The 16,928-nt window shown below is 39.6% G+C and carries 15 protein-coding genes; 4 read left to right on the plus strand and 11 right to left on the minus strand.

Annotated elements, in window-relative coordinates:
* Window positions 1-134: 134 nt before the first annotated feature.
* Window positions 135-1,196 carry a hypothetical protein gene (locus CWB78_RS16125; RefSeq protein ID WP_138596462.1) on the plus strand — a complete coding sequence of 354 codons (1,062 nt, stop codon included), beginning with the start codon at window positions 135-137 and terminating at the stop codon, window positions 1,194-1,196.
* A 48-nt stretch (window positions 1,197-1,244) separates the two neighbouring features.
* On the opposite strand, the gene ttcA is transcribed toward CWB78_RS16125, so the two are convergent.
* From ttcA to ccoN, 11 genes are all read right to left on the minus strand, one after another.
* Window positions 1,245-2,159, minus strand: coding sequence for a tRNA 2-thiocytidine(32) synthetase TtcA (gene ttcA, locus CWB78_RS16130; RefSeq protein WP_138596464.1), 915 nt, complete (start codon window positions 2,157-2,159; stop codon window positions 1,245-1,247).
* A gap of 92 nt (window positions 2,160-2,251) precedes the next feature.
* Complete coding sequence (gene uspE, locus CWB78_RS16135) at window positions 2,252-3,178, minus strand: universal stress protein UspE (protein ID WP_138596466.1); 927 nt, start codon at window positions 3,176-3,178, stop codon at window positions 2,252-2,254.
* 107 nt (window positions 3,179-3,285) lie between these two features.
* Window positions 3,286-4,023 carry an FNR family transcription factor gene (locus CWB78_RS16140; RefSeq protein WP_010389589.1) on the minus strand — a complete coding sequence of 246 codons (738 nt, stop codon included), beginning with the start codon at window positions 4,021-4,023 and terminating at the stop codon, window positions 3,286-3,288.
* A gap of 42 nt (window positions 4,024-4,065) precedes the next feature.
* Window positions 4,066-4,737 carry a sulfite exporter TauE/SafE family protein gene (locus tag CWB78_RS16145; RefSeq protein WP_138570897.1) on the minus strand — a complete coding sequence of 224 codons (672 nt, stop codon included), beginning with the start codon at window positions 4,735-4,737 and terminating at the stop codon, window positions 4,066-4,068.
* Window positions 4,730-4,897, minus strand: coding sequence for a cbb3-type cytochrome oxidase assembly protein CcoS (gene ccoS, locus CWB78_RS16150; protein ID WP_008109812.1), 168 nt, complete (start codon window positions 4,895-4,897; stop codon window positions 4,730-4,732). The genes CWB78_RS16145 and ccoS overlap by 8 nt, the downstream gene beginning before the upstream one ends.
* The gene (locus CWB78_RS16155) at window positions 4,894-7,266 is read right to left on the minus strand and encodes a heavy metal translocating P-type ATPase (protein ID WP_055011774.1); all 2,373 of its coding nucleotides are present in this window, start codon (window positions 7,264-7,266) and stop codon (window positions 4,894-4,896) included. Before CWB78_RS16155 ends, ccoS begins: the two co-directional genes overlap by 4 nt.
* A gap of 8 nt (window positions 7,267-7,274) precedes the next feature.
* Complete coding sequence (locus CWB78_RS16160) at window positions 7,275-7,766, minus strand: FixH family protein (protein WP_010389596.1); 492 nt, start codon at window positions 7,764-7,766, stop codon at window positions 7,275-7,277.
* A 149-nt stretch (window positions 7,767-7,915) separates the two neighbouring features.
* Complete coding sequence (gene ccoP, locus CWB78_RS16165; protein ID WP_010389597.1) at window positions 7,916-8,950, minus strand: cytochrome-c oxidase, cbb3-type subunit III; 1,035 nt, start codon at window positions 8,948-8,950, stop codon at window positions 7,916-7,918.
* Window positions 8,947-9,132, minus strand: a complete 186-nt coding sequence (locus CWB78_RS16170; protein WP_010389598.1) for a cbb3-type cytochrome oxidase subunit 3 — start codon at window positions 9,130-9,132, stop codon at window positions 8,947-8,949. The genes ccoP and CWB78_RS16170 overlap by 4 nt, the downstream gene beginning before the upstream one ends.
* A gap of 6 nt (window positions 9,133-9,138) precedes the next feature.
* Window positions 9,139-9,813 carry a cytochrome-c oxidase, cbb3-type subunit II gene (gene ccoO, locus CWB78_RS16175; RefSeq protein ID WP_008109817.1) on the minus strand — a complete coding sequence of 225 codons (675 nt, stop codon included), beginning with the start codon at window positions 9,811-9,813 and terminating at the stop codon, window positions 9,139-9,141.
* Between the two features lie 12 nt (window positions 9,814-9,825).
* A complete protein-coding gene (gene ccoN / locus CWB78_RS16180; RefSeq protein ID WP_010389600.1) occupies window positions 9,826-11,259 on the minus strand; it encodes a cytochrome-c oxidase, cbb3-type subunit I in 1,434 nt (477 codons plus the stop codon).
* A gap of 337 nt (window positions 11,260-11,596) precedes the next feature.
* Between ccoN and CWB78_RS16185 the strand changes: the two genes are divergently transcribed.
* The 3 genes from CWB78_RS16185 (at window position 11,597) to CWB78_RS16195 (ending at window position 16,923) form a co-directional block, all read left to right on the plus strand.
* Window positions 11,597-12,025: a hypothetical protein gene (locus CWB78_RS16185; protein WP_138596468.1), complete on the plus strand. Its 429-nt coding sequence runs from the start codon at window positions 11,597-11,599 to the stop codon at window positions 12,023-12,025.
* Between the two features lie 717 nt (window positions 12,026-12,742).
* Window positions 12,743-15,448: a TonB-dependent receptor gene (locus CWB78_RS16190; RefSeq protein WP_138596470.1), complete on the plus strand. Its 2,706-nt coding sequence runs from the start codon at window positions 12,743-12,745 to the stop codon at window positions 15,446-15,448.
* A 107-nt stretch (window positions 15,449-15,555) separates the two neighbouring features.
* Window positions 15,556-16,923: a hypothetical protein gene (locus CWB78_RS16195; RefSeq protein WP_010389605.1), complete on the plus strand. Its 1,368-nt coding sequence runs from the start codon at window positions 15,556-15,558 to the stop codon at window positions 16,921-16,923.
* The last annotated feature ends 5 nt before the right edge of the window (window positions 16,924-16,928 follow it).

The following is a 16,928-nucleotide window of genomic DNA, read 5'->3' on the forward strand; positions in this document are numbered from 1 at the left end:
TGATGCTGCGTTATCGCCTATTTATGGAGAATAACCACACCACATAGGCTCTGCCTTGCCTAAATACCAAACAGACTGCTGCAAATTCAACCTTGAAAGGTCAACAGACCCTAGTATTTATAGGATAAATAACAATGAAAAAATCCTACGTTATTGTTTTAGTAATAATAGTTACCGGCTTGATGTGGTTTTTAGGTAAAGGCAATGCTAGTTATTCAGTGTCGCAAACAACAGCTAAAGAGCATACGAAAACACCTGAATTTGTTGCTATGCCGGTAAAACCTAAGGTACTAGATGTTAAATCAAGCATAAAAAAAATGCCTAAAGAGCAGCATGAGTTTAATGAAGATATAGCTAAAGCAGCATCGGCGGTGGCGCAGCAATATCAACAAAACTTAGTATTCCCGCCTTATTCGCAACCTTTAACGGTATATGATGACGACCGGCTAAAGCCAAATCAGTTTTTCCCGGTTACTAGCCCAGTAGGAGAGCAAGGCGGGGAGTTAACCTTAAGTTTATCTCAATATCGCTATGTCTATCCGCAAGCAATTGAATTAACCATAAGCGCACAAAATTTAGGTAAAGCACAGATAACACTCAGTGATACGGATACCAAACAGCCGTTAAAAACACACAGTGGTGTTGCTCGTGACAATGAGCTAGCAATTACGTTTAAAGGTGAGGAAGACTATCCTCGCAATTTACAGTTATTAGTTGAAGCCAACATTGCGGGTAAAATGGTCCCTGTGGTGGCACAAATACAATATATGCCGCCTAGTGCAACCCTAACTAGCTTTGATAACGCATATCCACGTTATGATAATATGATAGTGCCTGCTAACTTAACAGTGATAAAAAGTGGCTTATATCGCCTAAGAGCTAACTTATACAGTGGTACTTCGCCATTAGCACATTTAGTTGCTAAAGCTCGTTTAAATGAGGGCAGCGAACAAATTGATTTTAAAGCGCATTGGTCTGTTTTGCCTACGCAAACGAATGATTTGCGGTTGAGCGACTTTGTTATTGAACGTATGTCGCCAAGCCCAGGTGAGCGAAACAGCTTTGGGCAAAGTAAAGTGAGTGAGTTTACTATTGAAGATTTTGCTTACGATAGCTTACAGCAGCTGCCTTATCAGGCGAATAAACAAGAAATGCAGAGTTTAGAGTTTTTACAAGGATTAGCTGCCGGTAAGTAGCAGCATAAAACAGAGCGAAGGGTTTGCATTACTGCAAACCCTTAAAAATTAGCTTAAATTAATGGTAACCACGTCGGCTTGGTTTGTTTCATCTTGTTCAGAATTAACTGGCGCTTTTGGAATATCTGGTTTATCTAACGCGATATCGCCACCATCAATAACATCACCGGTTTGCAGATTAGCAAAATCAAACAATTGGTTATCAGCTAAATGCGAAGGTACAACATTTTGCATTGCAGTAAAAATACTTTCTATACGCCCTGGGTGCTCTTTATTCCATTGCTCTAGCATGTTCTTGGTGTGCTTACGCTGTAAGTTTTCTTGTGAGCCACATAAGTTACACGGAATGATTGGGTAGCCTTGGCTAAACGCATATTTGCTTATATCGGCTTCTTTACAATAAGCCAACGGACGAATAACCATGTGCTCGCCGTTATCACTCATTAGTTTAGCTGGCATACTTTTGAGTTTTCCGCCGTAAAACATATTTAGAAACAAGGTTTCTATCATGTCATCACGGTGATGACCCAGTGCGATTTTAGTAGCGCCTAGCTCTTTAGCCGTACGATATAAAATACCACGGCGTAAGCGAGAGCAAAGTGAGCACGTTGTTTTACCTTCAGGAATAATATCGGTAACAATACTGTAGGTATCTTCTTCGACAATTTTGTATTCAATATTTAAATTATCAAGGTATTCAGGCAGTACATGCTCAGGGAAGCCTGGTTGTTTTTGGTCAAGGTTAACCGCAAAAAGGTCAAACTTAATAGGGGCAACACGCTGTAAATGTTGCAGCATATCGAGCATAGTGTAACTGTCTTTTCCGCCAGATAAGCACACCATGATACGATCACCTTCTTCTATCATGTTAAAATCCATGACAGCTTGACCTGTGAGGCGGCGTAAACGCTTTTGAAGCTTATTTAAGTTGTGTTGAGCTTTGGCTTGAGCAGAATGAGACACTACGCCCCCTTATAAACAGTACGGCAAAATTAATTGCTAAAAATAAAGGGGCGTATTATATGCCATATGCAATATCACAGCTACAGCAAACGTTAACTTTCTGCGAGTGGACTTACATAGCCGTCAGGTTTCAATGCAAGTACATCACAATCGAGGCTGTCAATAACATGCTCAGCGGTGTTACCCACTAATGCAGCACTTAAGCCGGTACGTCCTACAGTGCCAATAACCACTAACTCACTATTTAAACGATTTGCAACATCCGGTATCACATCTTCTGGCAATCCCTCTTCAATAAAGCATTGATCAGAGGTTAGGTTAAACTCGTTAGCTAGTTCATTGGTTGATTCAATATGATGTTTTTTAACTGATTCATTGTAAAGCCCAGGGTTAAATTCTGGGATTTCTATCGCAATATTTACTGGTGTAGCAGGGTAGGCATTGACTAAGTTAAGTTTAGCATTAGCCAGTTCACATAAAAATTGTGCATCTTTAATTATGCGTTTATTAAGTGATAAGTGCTGCTCATTTTCACTGACTGCATTTACTGCAGCTAAAATATTCCCCTGTGCTGGCCATTGCATATCTTTGACAAATAAAACGGGCGTTGGGCATTTTCTTACTAAATGCCAGTCTGTAGGAGTAAAAATGACCGCTTTAAGCGTACCGTGTTGATGAGTACCTTTGATAACCAAGTCGTATTTATCATTGATAACGGTATTAATTATTGCCTCGTATGGGCGATTATGCCAAATAACTTGAGTATCAATATTAATATTTTGATAAGGAGAGATTAGATCTTTAAGCCATAGCTCGCGATCTTTGAGGACGGCTTGACGCATTGCTTCACGTTCATCGCCTGATAACATAGTGGTCATTTCGTAAGAAAAATCGTAAACCGTCATAAAGGCGGTAATGCTCGCACCCGATTTTTTGGCTAAATCTATTGAACGCGCGAGGGCATTTTGATCGTCTTTAGTTGGGTCAATAACCGCGATAATACGTTTAATCGTTTTCATTGTGCTACTCCATTCACTTAACAGTTATACATTCAGTGTAACGCAAATACAAAACAGTTAAAGGGAGGAGCACTAAGATTATTGTTCTATATCAATTTATTGATTTATTAACGTGGCTTTACAATCGCAGCTGTTTTCGCAAGCGCGTCATTATCTAAAATAGTAATAAACTTACCTTCTACTTTAATTAAGTCAGCTTTTTGAAAACGACTCAATAAACGGCTAATGGTTTCAACAGTTAAACCAAGGTAGTTGCCAATTTCACCGCGGGTCATGGTAAATCTAAATTCTTTACGTGAAAAACCACGCTCACCAAAACGCTCTGATAAATTATAAATAAAACTCGCTAGACGTTCTTCGGCAGACTTTTTATTGAGTAAAAGCAGCATTTCTTGGTCGTAGGTTATTTCACTACTCATTAAACGCATAATTTGTTGGCGAAGCTTAGGCAACTTACCAGCGAGTTCGTCAAGTGTATCAAAGGGGATTTCACATACCATTGAGGTTTCTAGTGCTTGAGAAAAGCTTTGGTGCTGCATTTTATTGATGGCATCAAACCCAACAAGGTCGCCAGCTAAGTGAAAGCCGGTAATTTGTTCATCGCCTTGCTCAGACAAAGTATACGATTTAAACGAACCTGAACGAACCGCAAAAATTGCATTTAAAGGCGCGCCCGATTCAAATAAGTAGTCACCCTTGTGTAATGGTTTTTTTCGCTCAATGATCTCATCAAGTTTATCCATTTCTTGGCCATTTAAAGAAAATGGTAAACATAACTGGCTAATACTGCAGTTATTACAGCTAATGGCACAATTACCTTTAGCACGACTTTGAGAAAAATCCATAAGTTCAATCCGTTAAATTTCTATGCACGACATTTTATAATGTTAATGCACTAGCTTATCTGTTGCAATGATCAGGAGGTAGATACCATACCAAATGATAACACTGCCTAATGTTATTCGTGTCCATGGGTGATTAAAAAGCGTATTTAGCTTTTGTGCAGCCATGCCTAAGGTGATCATGGCAGGAAATGTGCCTAGGGCAAATGCCAGCATAACTAAAGCACCATTAATGGCACTGCCACTGGTCATTGCCCAAGTAAGTGCAGAATATACTAAACCGCACGGTAACCAGCCCCATAACGCACCATAACCAAGCGCTTTTAGAGGCGAATCAATGGGCATTAAATACTTATTAAGTTTAATTAAGTGCTGCCAAATGAGGGTTTTACCTAGTTTTTCGAGCCACTGTAAGGTGGCGGCTAGGCGCATAATATAAACGCCAACCAGTAACATAAAAATACCGGCTAAAAATGACAAAAATAATGAAAAGGCAGAATTTTGCGTAGCAAACTGGCTACTAATACCCGCAACAAGGGCTCCTGCTAGCATATAACTTAAAGCTCGACCGCTGTTATAAGCTAAAGAATATAACCACGTTTGACGTTTATTGCTGGCAAGTTGCAATGAGCTGGCAATACCACCACACATAGCAATGCAATGACCACTGCCAATTAAGCCCATTAAAAAAGCGCTAACAAAAATAGGGTCAATCATTACTTTTATTGTGCTGCTCTTTGTCGTCTTCAAACAAAATACTATGGCCTTGCTTGTTTAAATCAGAGAATTGCTCGCCTTTTACTGCCCAAAAAAATACGCCAATAGCAATTAATACAAACAAAATAGCGATAGGAACTAAAATATAAATTATGCTCATAACTTTAATAGCCTTAGTGAATTACATATCACAATAATAGAGCTGGCAGACATACCAATAACGGCCATCCATGGCGCAACTAAGCCCATAGCCGCTAGCGGTAATATAGAGCCATTATATAATAAAGAAAGCGCCAAGTTTTGCTTAATTATACGTCGTGTTTGTTTAGCAATAGTTAACAAATGCGAGATAGAAGCTAAGTCACTGTTTAGCAATACAACATCAGCACTATTTTTAGATATATCGGCACCGGTTTCCATGGCGATAGATAAATGGGCGCTGGCAAATACTGGGCTGTCGTTTACGCCATCACCAACCATAGCAACAATTTCACCTTGCGATGACCAGCGTTCAACTGCGACTTGTTTATCTTTTGGACTGCAGCTTGCAAGTACTGAATCAAGCTTTAATTTTTTAGCGACTTTGGCACCGGCATCAGATGCATCACCAGTTAGCATATGGCAACTAAGGTTAGCCGCTTGTAAAACATTAATGAGCTTATCGGCATCAGCTTTAACTTTATCTACAAAGTAAAAGCGTGCAACAGCCTGCTTGTTTATGTAAAGCGTTGCTTGTGCGTTGGTTTTTTTTGTGTCAAACCAGCCACTTTTACCAATAGCGTAATGGGTATTATCGAACTGAGCGCTTATCCCAATGCCTGGGTGCAGTTGTACATCGTCAAATTTACGTTGCCCTTTAAACTCCTTAAATGCACTGGCAATAGGATGTTCAGAGTAACTTTCAAGCTGGGCTGCAATATCAAGAATTTGCTCTTTGCTGTAGTTATCATCAAGTATGTCAACCACGTCGAGGCTAAATTTACCTTGTGTAAGCGTACCTGTTTTGTCAAAGGCAAATAAAGTGAGCTTTGATAGAGTTTCTAGCACATGTGCTTGCTTAATTAGTATACCTTTGCGGGTTAAGGTTGCTACAGCACACGTTAATGCGGTGGGAATTGCTAAGCTTAATGCGCACGGGCAAGTGGCCACTAACACCGATATAGTGATCCAAAAAGCAACATCAGGGTCTACCTGGTACCAACCAATGGCGGTTAGAGAGGCAAACACCAATAATACAGCAACAAACCACTGCGCTACTTTGTCGGTAATTTCAACCAGTCTTGGGCGTTTTGTTAGGGCGTTATGTTGCAGGCGAATAATTTGATTAAGTAGGGTGTTTTGGCCTAGTTTATTGATTTTTATTTCAATAATACCATCATGATTAACCGTGCCTGCATACACATTATGATCAATATACTTTCGTACTGGTTGATGTTCGCCGGTCATCATAGACTCATCAACACTGGTACTGCCTTTAACCAATATGCCATCAGCAGGAATGGTTTCGCCAGCCTTTATTAACACAATATCGTTAAGTTTGAGTTTTTTGGCGGCAATGATGTGCTCATTACCTTGCTCATCGAGCGTACGTGCAGTAAGGGGTAACAACTTTTGCAAGTTGGCAGTGAATTCACTGGCCTTTAAACGCGCTCTAAATTCTAAGTATTTACCTAGTAAGAGTAAAAAGGTAAACATACAAATAGATTCAAAGTAAACTTCGCCTACTTCCATTACGGTGGCATAACAGCTGGCGCCATAAGCACCAAAAATAGCCAATGATACTGGTAAGTCCATATTCAGCTGCTTTGCCTTTAAGCCGTTAATTGCGTTACTTAAAAAGGGAAGGGCGCTGTATAAAATGACTGGAGTGGCTAGAATTAAACTGATCCATCTAAAGTACTGTTCAAAGTTGCTATCCATTCCAGAGAACATGCCGAAGTACATTGCAAAGGCAAACATCATTACTTGCATGGTCATCAAGCCTGCGACACCAAGGCGGCGAATATACGCTTTGGCTGTTTGTTGCTTTTGCTGGGCTTCTAAATCTGATTGGAAGGGGTAAGCTTTATAGCCTATTTCAGCCAATGAGGTAATTAGCTCACTTAAAGGCGTGGCACTTTTATCCCAGTGGATCATGGCACGATTTGTTGAGGTATTTACATCAACGCGTTTTACCGATTTAAGGTTCAATAATTGCTTTTCAATTAGCCATGCACAGGCGGCGCAGGTTATACCCTCAACACTCAGTAATACCTCAGAGTTGTCGTTATGCGTGCTAATAAACTCATCTTGGATATCTTCATTGTCATAGCTTTTAATAAAAGCGAGCTGTTCAGGGACAAGTTGCTCTACTTTGCCGGCACTTACGGTGCGGTATTTGTAGTAGTCGGTCATTCCTTGGTCAATGATGTTTTGAGCAACCGCTTGACAGCCAATGCAACACATTGGCTCAGCGGTATTGTCTATAATAACGTGTGCGTTAAACCCTGCCGGCACACTTTCAAGACAATGAAAGCAATTTTTAGACATACTAAATACTACTTATAATTAGGAGTAACTAAAACGGTGGCTGTGGTTGGTAAAGTAATACTTTCTTTCATTTTCCAACTAGCATCAACGGGTTCAATAAACACTGAGTAAGCACCAGGCGTGTAGCTTTCTAATAATGCAGTAAACTCTTGATTAGCATTTGGAGTGAGGGTAGCTTCAAAATCATGTGCTTTTATAGTGCGATGAAAAAACGATAATTTTAGCGCGTGAATATTACTGGTATCGCCTTTAGTAAATTTAAAGCTTACTCGCTCATCAGATACATTTAGGTCACCATGTAAATACAAGGCTTTTGCTTTATCAAACTTGATCAGCTCTAAGTTGATTGCTTTGCCTTTTTTATAGTAATCGTCCACAACCATATCTGGGCCGTTACCAATGGCTGTAATAAATAAACTAATGCAGCCAATAATTGCAGCTAATGGAAAGAAGATTAAAAACCAAGGCCAAAAATTTTTATACCACGGAGTCGGTTGCATAGTCGCTCTAAAATTAATTAATGTGCGGCTATATTATAATAAATAGAACGAAAAGACTAAAAAAAAGCCTCCGAGTGGAGGCTTTTTTGATCTGTATTAATCTATTGAAATAAAAAGATTAAAACTGAAACGTTTTGTTAACTTTATCGTTATTTATCTTGCGATAAGCTGTAAACGTAAGCAGTTAATAGGTGAATTTTATCTTCGCCTAAAATCTCTTTCCAAGCAGGCATTACACCAGCACGGCCATGGTTAAGTGTTTCTTCAACTGCACGTTGAGAACCACCGTATAACCAAATGTTATCAGTTAGATTTGGTGCACCAAACGGTAAGTTGTGCGCTACTGAACCTTTACCATCTGCACCATGACATGCTGCACACATCGCGAATTTCGCTTTACCTGCATCGGCATCTTTTTGGTTTACAGTACGACCAGATAGGCTAAGTACATAAGCTGTCATTTCTTTAACGCCTTGCTCACCTAATGCATCACCCCAAGGTGGCATTGCTGCAACACGGCCTAAAAGTAATGTTTCTCTGATTTTGTCAGGTGTACCACCGTATAACCAATCTTTGTCTGTTAGGTTAGGGAAGCCAGTACCACCTCGAGCATCAGAGCCATGACACTGTGCACAGTTTTGAGCAAATAAGCGCTGACCAATTTCAACCGCTAGTTGACCTTGCGTTTGCTCATGCTTAGTACCGTTTTCTAGTGCTACTTGTTGTGCTGCATCACCAGCAAATTTAGACTCTACTAAATCAGTAACAGGGATTTGTGCCAATTCATTGAAAATTGGGCCAAAACGCTCTTCAGCAGCACGATATTCTGCATCTAGCTTTACAAAGCGGCCATCTTCTTTAGCATCAATGACTGCTTCTTTCGATTCAGTTAAAGAAGTAACACCTTGGTTTGAGCTGGTCCACTTTGCTAAGCCTTCCCAGTTACCTAAACCTGGGTAAGCTGCTAAGTAATAAACAGACCATACAAACGTTGCGAAGAACATGTATGTCCACCATTTTGGTAGTGGATTGTTTAATTCTTCAATGCCGTCAAACTCATGTCCACAGCTTTCACCTTCTTTTACGCCTACATAGTTTTTTAAGTTCCAAACTAGTAGACCAAAGATAATGATTAAGCATGCAAGGGTTAATACAATAACCCATATACTCCAAAAGCTAGTCATTTCTCAGACCCCTTTTCCTCGTTAGAGAGTGTATTGTTGTGTTTTTTTTCATCTTCAAATATGACATTAGCAGCGTCTTTAAAACGACTTTTACTGCGCTTACTATATGCCCATCCAACAATCACAATAAATAATACTAAAATTACCAGAGTCAAAATGCCTCTGTATGTCCCGTAGTCCATAATAATCTACTTCAAATGTGTGCCAAGTTGTTGCAAATAAGCAATAAGGGCTTGCATCTCTGTTGCACCTTTACCGTCATTCATTGCGTCAACTTTAGCAATGTCAGCGATTAATTCCTCGTCACTGCCGTAACCTAAACCCGGGTGTTTTGGGTTTTCTGGGTTAATAGCAAACGTGTCACGGAAAATTTGTAGCTTTTTCAGAGTTAAGCTTGTATCAAGCGTGTTCTCTGCTAACCAAGGGAAGCCTGGCATATTCGACTCAGGAACCACTGCACGAGGATCAACTAAGTGCGCATAATGCCAGTCGTCTGAGTAACGTTTACCTACTCGTGCAAGGTCAGGACCAGTACGTTTAGAGCCCCATAGGAATGGGTGATCCCATACTGATTCACCCGCAACCGAGTAATGACCGTAACGCTCGACTTCATCACGAAATGGACGAATCATCTGTGAGTGACAGTTAGCGCAACCTTCACGCACATAGATGTCACGACCTTCAAACTCTAGTGCATTTAACGGGCGTAACCCATCAACGGGTTTAGTTGTGTCGTCTTGGAACATTAGCGGAGTAATTTCTACCAATGCACCAAAGCTGATTGCGAAAACAGTCAAGATGGCCATAAGGCCGATATTTTTCTCGATAATTTCGTGTTTATTTTGCGAATTTTTATTGCTCATTATCTGACTCCGTTATGCTAACTGCGCTTGTTCATCAAGTTCTAGCGAGTTATTTTTCGCTGAAACTGTACGATAAACGTTATAAGCCATAACCAGCATACCTGTAACGATGAATACACCGCCTAAGAAACGCATAACATAGAAAGGATGAGAGGCTTCTAACGACTGAACAAAGCTGTACATTAATGTACCGTCAGAGTTAACTGCACGCCACATTAGGCCTTGCATTACACCTGAAATCCACATTGCAACAATGTATAAAACAACACCCACAGTGTGTAACCAGAAGTGTGTATTGATTAATTTAATGCTGTACATACGACCTTGCGAGAATAACGCAGGAATAAGGTGGTAGATAGCACCGATAGAAATCATTGCAACCCAACCTAGTGCACCTGAGTGTACGTGACCTACTGTCCAATCTGTGTAGTGCGATAACGCATTTACAGATTTAATTGCCATCATTGGGCCTTCAAACGTCGACATACCGTAGAAAGACAATGAAACCACTAAGAAACGAAGTACTGGGTCAGTACGTAACTTATGCCATGCACCTGAAAGTGTCATAATACCGTTGATCATACCACCCCAAGACGGCACGAATAAGATAATAGACATCACCATACCTAAGCTTTGCGTCCAATCAGGAAGCGCAGTGTAGTGAAGGTGGTGAGGACCTGCCCAAATGTAAAGCGAGATAAGTGCCCAAAAGTGAACAACCGATAAACGGTATGAGTAAACTGGACGACCCGCTTGCTTTGGTACAAAGTAATACATCATACCTAAGAAGCCAGCAGTAAGAAGGAAACCTACAGCATTGTGTCCGTACCACCACTGAACCATTGCATCAACCGCACCGGCGTAAATTGAGTATGATTTAGTTAGTGAGACAGGAACAGCCATGCTGTTAACAATATGAAGTACTGCAACAGTAATAATGAAACCAGCATAGAACCAGTTAGCTACATAAATATGAGCCACTTTACGTTTAGCAATAGTGCCCATAAATACAACAGCGTACGTTACCCAAACAACAGCAATTAAGATATCGATAGGCCACTCAAGTTCTGCATACTCTTTAGAACTTGAAATACCCATAGGTAGAGTAATTGCTGCTAGAACAATCACTAACTGCCAACCCCAAAAGGTGAAGGCGGCTAATTTATCTGAAAGAAGGCGCGTTTGACATGTACGTTGTACGACGTAATAAGACGTCGCAAAGAGAGCACTTGTACCAAATGCGAAAATTACTGCGTTCGTGTGTAACGGACGAAGTCGAGAGTAAGTTAACCATGGTGTGTCAAAGTTAAGTGCTGGCCAAGCTAGTTGGGCAGCAATCAGAACCCCAATACCCATGCCAACGATGCCCCAAATCACTGTCATAATAGCGAATTGGCGTACAACTTTATAATTGTACTCAGTTTGTGATGCTACTGTTTGGCTCATTTTCTGGCTTCCGCTGCAATAAATGCGTTTAGAAATGAATTACCTACTTGTTAAAGTAGGACCTACTATTATTCCAAAGTATACTATCTAAACCCCACAATATGTGGTTGTTAAAGATAATAATCTCAAGAAATACTTGTTTTTTTTGCGGTTGAAATGATAAATTTTTTGGCCTTAAAAAGATAGGTCAATTGCGTAATAATATGACATCAATCAAACTTTATTGAGTTGCTGTCTATTTTTTGAGGTGATTTGTACCTTACTCACTCATTAAAGCCGATAATCAACCAACTTGCCCTAAATGTTGGGCCCATACATTCGATATTTGAGAACTTGCATGTATATATATAGAGTATGCTTACTTTCTTTTCTATTATTTTTACTAGGTTGTGACTTTTCTGGATCAACATCAACAGCAAAAGTAAGCCAATCGCAAACTGAGTGTAAAAATAACAAACCATGTCATTTTGAAAATCAAGTCAAGATTTGGTTAAGCGAAGAAACTTTATCACCAGAGACACCGTTTTCAATTTATGCTCACTTACCTAATGATCTAACAATAACAGCGGCTAAATTGGAGGGAGTAACTATGTATATGGGTTACATTCCATTGCAGTTTACCGAGCAAGGGAATATTTGGTTGGCCGATACTATGGTTGGGATTTGCTCAGAGCAAAATATGGTGTGGAAGCTTGTACTTACTACTAGTAATAAAAATACTGGCATAAGTAGTAATGTTGATTACTATTTTAACGTCACTTATTGAAAGTTTTCACTATGGTGTGGTTTTTCAACTACGCTATTTCCGTATAACTCTAGTGGCAAAGCCCATTGACCTTCACCTCACATGTAGTTACCTGAAACTGAAGCACGTCTGTTAGTGTAAGTATTTTAACTTAATAATAAGTATCCCTTTTACACATCTACTTGCTTTAAAGATTATAGCCATCCTTTATTACCCACAAATACATTTATAAAGCCCTCGTCGATTTAACAGTTGTTTTTTATTAATGTGTAGTGAGCTCGAAATTCACTATAAGCATAAAATTTACCTGGTTAAAGCATATAGCAAAATTATTCAGACTAAATAAACAATCTACTTGCATAAATATGGTTAGTAATTAACACCTAGTTTTACCTTTTTAATAACGATCTGTGATTAACATGTTAATTTTCCTGTTTAGGGCACATTGCCCCAATAATTACATTTGATTACAAACTCAACCTATTTGATTTCACGTGTGTTTTTTATGTGATTAAGCCTGTCTTAGTGATTGATTTTTAAGTGTTTTTATTAATTAACAATGAAACAATAGTTAACAATAGTACCTTTTTTGTGTACACGCAAATAAGGGTGATCTTTTATTGCTCTGTTGTTAAGTTTTCATTCAGTTAAGGGCGCCTAAGTTGCTCCCGCTCACTCAAAAATCTCATAAAAGTGAGTGTTGCCAATTTAGGTAAATTCAACAAGTAGGGTTCATTCATGAAAAAATCAACTCTTGGTTTAGCTGTTATTGCAGCAATCCCAATGTTCTCAAGTGTTCAGGTTTTAGCTGCAGACGAAGCAGCAAAGTCAATTGAAAAAATTCAAGTAACGGGTTCTCGTATCAAGCGTTCAGATATGGAAAACGCAAGCCCTGTTACACTTATCGGTGCAGACGACATCAAAGCAATGGGCGCTACAAGTATTGATAGCGTATTACAGAAAATGACCGCTACAGGCGGTGCAATGACAAACCCAGGCGTTAATAATGGTTCTGGTGGTAATGCCCGCATAGACCTTCGCGGTCTGGGTTCAAGTCGTACTCTAGTACTTGTAAACGGTCGTCGCATGATTGCATCGGGTACTGGTGCAGCATCAACTGTTGACTTAAATACAATCCCTGTTTCTATGATCAAATCAGTGGAAGTACTAAAAGATGGCGCTTCTGCAGTTTATGGTACTGATGCAGTTGCTGGCGTAGTAAATATTATCCTAAAAGATAATTTTGAAGGCCTAGACATGAATGTTAATTCAGCAATTACTGGTGAAGGTGACGCAACAGAGAACTCAATTGATTTCACTGTTGGTAGCTCATTTGATAAAGGTAACATTGTTATCGGCATGCAATACACTGATCGTGGTAAAGCATCTCAAGCTGATCGTGATTTCTCAAACTGCCCAATTGCTGAAGGTGCTAACGGTTTATATTGCACTGGTTCTTCATACAATGAAGGTGGTCATATCTGGAATGGTACAAGCGAGAAAGGGACTATCCTTGATGCTAAAGGTGAAGAAATACAAGTATCTCTAATCAATGATAATGGTGTAACAGGACGTGGTGGCGATTACCATCGTTATACTAATGAAGATGCTTATAACTATTCACCAGCAAGCTACCTTTACACGCCAATGGAGCGTTTAAACTTAACAGGTATCGCTACATACGAACTATCTGATGACACGAGCGTATTTGCTGAGTTTACTTATACTAAGCGTTGGTCAGAGCAACAGATGGCACCACAGCCAGTTTGGTTTGATTTTGAGTACGACACTGCGACTATGGGTAACTCATTATTAAGTCAAAGCTATGATAAGCGTGTTGATTTAGATGGTGACGGCTATTTAGATAAAGATGCTGATGGTAATTACATCACACAAGAAACGAATTACGTAAATGGTGATGCAATTTCTTACGGCCGTCGTATGTCTGACACCGGCGCGCGTTACTTTGAACAATCAGTTGATACTGTTCGTGCAGTAGTGGGCGCTGAAGGTTTTATTGGTGATTACTCTTGGGACGTGTCAGCGAACTTCGGTCGTAATGACTCTGTTGACAAGCTAAGCAACTTACACAATATGGGTGCTATTCAAGATCAAATCCTTGAAGGTAAATTTAACCCACTTGATCAATCAGCTTGGGTTTCTGAAGATTTCCGCAAAAATGTGTACACTGAAGTTAATAACGGCGGAAGCCAGCTGTTTATTCTTTCAGCATCTGTATCGGGTGAGTTATTCGAATTACCAGCAGGTTACTCTGCATTTGCTGCAGGCATAGAGCGTCGTCAAGAAAAAGCATGGTTTACACCTGACTCTTTAACTGCACAAGGCCTTGCAAACGACCCTATGGTTGAGCCAACAGCCGGCGGTTTTGACGTAAACGAAGCTTATGTTGAATTTGCTATACCTCTACTAGCAGATGCTCCTCTTGCACAAAATGTTGAATTAAGTGCAGCTATTCGTGCATTTGATTACAGCACATTTGGTTCAGATGAGACTTGGAAACTAGGTCTTACTTGGAAAGTAAATGATGAACTAATGCTACGTAGCGTCGTTTCAACAGCATTCCGTGCGCCAACGGTTTCTGAGTTGTACTCTGGCAATTCACCATCGTTTGACCAAATTGATTATCCAGGTGCTCAAGACCAAGCAGAAGTAACTGTGGGTGGTAATGATTCACTTACTCCTGAAGAAGCAGATACTTTAACTGCTGGTGTCGTATACGAGCCACAATGGCTTGACGGCTTCTCAATGACGCTTGATTACTATGAAATCGATATTGAAAATGCAATCACTAAAGTAGATAGCCAATATATTGTTGATCAGTGTTTAAATAATGGTGCAAATGCTAGCACTGCACTTTGTCAGTCAGCAGGCGTATCTATGGATGCAACTGGCCGTGTTAAATTCAATAATCAATTACAAAACGTTGGTTCTGAAAAAACATCTGGGATTGATTTAAATCTTGCATACAGCTTTGAAGTGGCTGGCCTGAACTGGAAAACAAGCTTAGACACAACTTACTTAGATGAATATGTTGTAGAAGTTACTGGTGACCCAGTTGACTATGCAGGCATTATTACATCAGGAACGGGTGGATATGCTGACTTTAAATCTAACTTAACTGTAAGTGTTGCAGGCGATAACTGGGATGCACAATACCAAGCTCGTTACATAGCTGGTATGGATAGCTTCGCATGTATCGGAAAAGAAGATTCTTGTTATGCACCAAGCACTCCAACAGTAGTTTACCATGATATCAGCGGTAATTACTTAGTGAATGACACAGTAACTTTATCTGCAGGTGTAAACAACTTGTTTGATAAGCAACCTCCTTACTACACAGGTAATAACGATTCAAATACTGACCCGTACACATACGATGTACTAGGTCGTCGTTTCTTCGCAGGTGTAAACGTTAAATTCTAATTTTAACTAATTAGAACCATTAAAAGGCCTAGTATTTACTAGGCCTTTTTTGTTGAACAAAATTAAAGAGGCACGTAAACTCAGGTAGATAACCAAAGGAGGCATCATTGTTAAAGCAAGACGAAAATTTATCGTTTGTTATTGAACCGCAATTATCACCGCGTGCAGAGCAGCGTCTCGATCTTTATTTTTCTATCCCAAATGAAATGGGTATTAATGCTCAAACCCTTAGCGAAGAGTCTTACTTTAATAACCAATTTAAATCTTTTGTAGCCTATAACGCTAATAATATTCATCTTCCATTGGTACGAAGCCGCTTTGTGAGTAAAAACAAAGGGGAGCAACAAGATTACCGACAAAATCTAAATTTATATTGTTATCAAGTACGCCTTGCTATTGATGCTGATATCAAAGATGCGTTAAAAATTCAAGAAAGCGATGAATTTTATCAACGGGCTATGGAGCTTTGCGAGCAAAGCCAAAGTCTACTTCGAAAACTCAGACGTTACACCCCTGATAACGAAAAGCTGATCCCGTTTTATACCAATGCTGATAACTACCTAAGCTGGCAGATTGAACAAACGTTTTTAAAGCTGCTTGATGAAGGGCCGCGTAGTAGCGATCACGCTAAAGAGCGAAATGACTTATTAAACTTTTGTAAGTCAGAGAGTGAGTACCGGGCAGAGCAACAATATAATTCTGACTCGACACTTAAAGATGCCAACAGAATTACCAATAAAATGCGCCTATTACAGCGTTTAATAGAGCATGGAGTGATTTTACAGCGCCAAACACGCTATCTTAATAGTTATTTAAAACGTTTGGTAAAAGGCTCTGTAACGGCTGTTATAATGGCCTTTGTGATGGTAGTAATACTCAATGCGCGTTCTACCTTTACTGAAATAACCGCTTCATTGATTTTAATTTTAGGGGTTATTTACGGGCTGAGAGAAATATTTAAAGAAGATATTACCCGTATTATTTGGCGTGCTATTGTGCGGGGACGTCCAAAATGGCGCTTTATTTTTAAAAACAGTATTACAAAAGATAAAGTAGCCAGTCAGTTTATTTGGTTAGAATACACGCGGTTTAAAAAAATCCCTAAAGAAGTGAGGAAAATTTTCTCTAAGCGTCGTCAGCAAAATAAACAGGCGGCGCAATGGCTGCATTTTGCTAGTGAAACGCGGGTCAGTGCTAAAGAATTTTTGCCAGGCTACGATAGCTTACAGCAAACACTGCAATTTAATCTTGCACCGTTTGCACGTTATTTAAAAAAGGGGGAAGGGAAGCTCTACCATTTAGAAAATAATAAAATTTCTAAGCAGGGAGTGGAAAGACGCTACCAATTAAATATGGTATTGGTTTTAACCGAATCTGATAATGCGCTGTATCAACGCTATAAAATCACTTTAAATCGCAGTAAAATTGTTAATATAGAGCTAATTTACACCAGTGACACTAAAAAAGAGGAATAACACCG

This window comes from Pseudoalteromonas sp. S1612 (assembly GCF_005887175.1).
Taxonomy (GTDB): domain Bacteria; phylum Pseudomonadota; class Gammaproteobacteria; order Enterobacterales; family Alteromonadaceae; genus Pseudoalteromonas; species Pseudoalteromonas undina.

Bases quoted from the DNA above. Each gene is read 5' to 3' on its own strand.
- CWB78_RS16125 (WP_138596462.1), top strand. From the start codon at position 135: ATGAAAAAATCCTACGTTATTGTTTTAGTAATAATAGTTACCGGCTTG.
- uspE (WP_138596466.1), bottom strand. From the start codon at position 3,178: ATGAAAACGATTAAACGTATTATCGCGGTTATTGACCCAACTAAAGAC.
- CWB78_RS16140 (WP_010389589.1), bottom strand. From the start codon at position 4,023: ATGGATTTTTCTCAAAGTCGTGCTAAAGGTAATTGTGCCATTAGCTGT.
- CWB78_RS16145 (WP_138570897.1), bottom strand. From the start codon at position 4,737: ATGATTGACCCTATTTTTGTTAGCGCTTTTTTAATGGGCTTAATTGGC.
- ccoS (WP_008109812.1), bottom strand. From the start codon at position 4,897: ATGAGCATAATTTATATTTTAGTTCCTATCGCTATTTTGTTTGTATTA.
- CWB78_RS16155 (WP_055011774.1), bottom strand. From the start codon at position 7,266: ATGTCTAAAAATTGCTTTCATTGTCTTGAAAGTGTGCCGGCAGGGTTT.
- CWB78_RS16160 (WP_010389596.1), bottom strand. From the start codon at position 7,766: ATGCAACCGACTCCGTGGTATAAAAATTTTTGGCCTTGGTTTTTAATC.
- ccoP (WP_010389597.1), bottom strand. From the start codon at position 8,950: ATGACTAGCTTTTGGAGTATATGGGTTATTGTATTAACCCTTGCATGC.
- CWB78_RS16170 (WP_010389598.1), bottom strand. From the start codon at position 9,132: ATGGACTACGGGACATACAGAGGCATTTTGACTCTGGTAATTTTAGTA.
- ccoO (WP_008109817.1), bottom strand. From the start codon at position 9,813: ATGAGCAATAAAAATTCGCAAAATAAACACGAAATTATCGAGAAAAAT.
- ccoN (WP_010389600.1), bottom strand. From the start codon at position 11,259: ATGAGCCAAACAGTAGCATCACAAACTGAGTACAATTATAAAGTTGTA.
- CWB78_RS16185 (WP_138596468.1), top strand. From the start codon at position 11,597: ATGTATATATATAGAGTATGCTTACTTTCTTTTCTATTATTTTTACTA.
- CWB78_RS16190 (WP_138596470.1), top strand. From the start codon at position 12,743: ATGAAAAAATCAACTCTTGGTTTAGCTGTTATTGCAGCAATCCCAATG.